Here is a 2311-nt window from a genome sequence, read left to right on the forward strand (position 1 = left end):
GCTACAGGCGGCTTCACCGCCTCATCCTTGGCCGGCGACGGCGTGCTGGGCTTAGCGCTGCTTCCGTCGAGCGATTTCTCCGGCCCGGTATCTTTCTGGCCGTACTGGAAAACGCGCTTCAGAACCTGGTCGTCTGGCGGCTTCGGCGGTTCCGGAGGCGGCTTTTGTTCAGGCGGCTTTTCAGCCTTCTTTTCAGGTGTCGGCTCAGGTGGCTTTGGAGCAGGTTTCGGCTTGGGCTTCTCGGGTGGCGGCACGATCGCGACATTGACGGGCTGTTCCTGCTGAACCGGCTGCTGCTCGGGTCTCGGCAGGCCATAGACCAGAAACGCCGCGATGAGCGCATGCAGGATCAGCGATGCGGGCAAAGCCCACAGCAGATGCCGCCGCCGTTCTCCTGTCTCGCCCTTCATCCTCACCGATGTGGAATGAAATAGCGGCGGCTTCAAGCATAGGTAGTGGATTGGCTTGATTTAACCGCTGACAGGTTGGTGATCGGATGACGACGCGCAGACCCCAGGTCAGCCAGTTTGCCGCTGGCGCGGGATCCCGTCCAGAAACCGTTCGTCCAGCCGTGTCTCGCCAAACCAGTTCAGCCGGTTGATGCTGATGAAGCCGGCATCGATCACCTCGTTTTCGTCACCCGGCTGACTGTCATGGGCCCGACCGCGCGGCACGGTGATGACTGTGCGATCGCCATCGCTTTCCACGGTCTCGGCCTGGCGGGCGATCTTGTCGCGGCCGATGCGCGGTTGCCGGATTTCGGCCGGCAGCGAGGTCGGCAGGTTGATGCTCAGCCAATGACCCTCAGCGGCCCAGTCGGCGCGCGAGTGCCACAATGAAGCGATCAGCGCGCCAAGCCATTGGTCGTCGCCATCGGTGGAATCAGGATTTTTCACGCGTGAGAAGCCGATGGCCGGAACGCCCCAGAACGTCGCCTCCCGCGCAATGCCGAGCGTACCGGAATAGGCAAGGTCCTCGGCAACGTTGCGGCCATCGTTGACGCCCGACAGCACAAGGCCCGGCTTCTCGGAATCGGCGAACAGCCAGGTCATGGCGCTTACCACGCAATCGGCCGGGGTGCCGGAACAGGAGTACCAGTTCGGTTTGACGCGCCGCATGGTCAATGGCCTGGCAATCGTCAATGACGAGCCGGCAGCGGTGCGCTTGCCGTCCGGCGCGACCACCCAGACGTCGTCGGTCAACGCGCCGGCCGCATTGACCAGACGGGCAAGCCCCGGCGCTTCGATGCCGTCGTCGTTGCAGATCAGAATTCTCATCGTTTTCTTGCCTCCGACACCACTATGCGCTGGCCGGTGCGCCATTGCGTGCGCAGCGACGGGATGTGGGTTTGCAGATCGCCGAGAAGGTCCGGCGTGCAGGAATGACCGAGTGCGGCGGGACGACCGGCCTTCTCCCAGATGTCGACATTGCCCGGCAGCGTCGGATGGGTCGGCATGCGCACCCAGTCCGCTCGGCCGGCCTTGTGCAACAGATCGCCCGGCGAGCCTGACGGCAGATGGCCGGTAAGCAACACCGGAAAACCGGAATGGTCGGCACGCGGCAAGAGGCGCGATGACGGGCCGGCTTCACCCATGCCGTCATCCGCCAGCAACGGCGTGGACGGCAGGGGATCAGCATCGGTCCAGTCGGCTACGTCTTGCAGGCGGCGAAGCAAGAGTTCTGAGACACCTGGCAACAGGGATGCCGTGGCGCCGATCTGCGCTTCCAGCGACGAACGCATACCGGCATGGATCGCGAACGGCCCAGGCAAGGCCGCGATCAGCTCCAGCGACCGACCCGAGAGCGGCGTCGGCAAAAGACACCCGTCCCAATGCCTCGCAACCCACTGCGAGATTTCGCGCGCACGCGCCGTCCCCGGCACCGGATCGGCGCCGTAGGACGCATCGAGAACAAGCAGGTCGCAGTGCGGGATCGTGTCCATGACGAAGACATTGCTGTCCGGCACCACATCGGCCGAATAGGCGACGCGGCTCTCGCCATCGTCCACGGCAAACCAGACGCCGCCCACGACATGCCCGGAGCGTCCCGTCCGGATCGTGAGATTGCCGCTGTTCAACGTGTCGCCCGGCTCGAACAATTCGACGCGGTCTTCGGGAAAAGGGAACCGCCTGAAATCCTCGGGCTCAGCATAGCCGGCAAGCGTGGCCGGGGCCTCATTGCGGGTCTCGGCCGTCATGAAGATCGGACCGGCATAGCCGCGCGACAGCAGCCAGCTCAGCGCGCCGATATGATCCTCATGCGCATGCGAAACGAACAGCGCGTCGATGTCGGTAACCGACCCGTTCAGTGC

Annotated in this window: 2 protein-coding genes and 1 pseudogene; all 3 read right to left on the reverse strand. The window is 64.3% G+C overall.

The annotated features are described in order from the left end of the window. A pseudogene (locus EN750_RS30150) lies at positions 1-410 on the reverse strand (hypothetical protein); the annotation flags it as partial. A 108-nt stretch (positions 411-518) separates the two neighbouring features. Beyond that, complete coding sequence (locus tag EN750_RS30155; RefSeq protein WP_127398916.1) at positions 519-1277, reverse strand: 5'/3'-nucleotidase SurE; 759 nt, start codon at positions 1275-1277, stop codon at positions 519-521. Next, positions 1274-2311 (reverse strand): MBL fold metallo-hydrolase (locus EN750_RS30160; RefSeq protein WP_127398917.1); only part of this gene is annotated, 1038 nt, incomplete at its 5' end. The genes EN750_RS30160 and EN750_RS30155, both read right to left, overlap by 4 nt.

The sequence above is a fragment of the Mesorhizobium sp. M7A.F.Ca.ET.027.03.2.1 genome, assembly GCF_003999175.1.
Classification (GTDB): Bacteria; Pseudomonadota; Alphaproteobacteria; order Rhizobiales; family Rhizobiaceae; genus Mesorhizobium.

Excerpts from the sequence above, each read along its gene's own strand:
- EN750_RS30155 (WP_127398916.1), bottom strand. The coding sequence starts at position 1,277 with ATGAGAATTCTGATCTGCAACGACGACGGCATCGAAGCGCCGGGGCTT.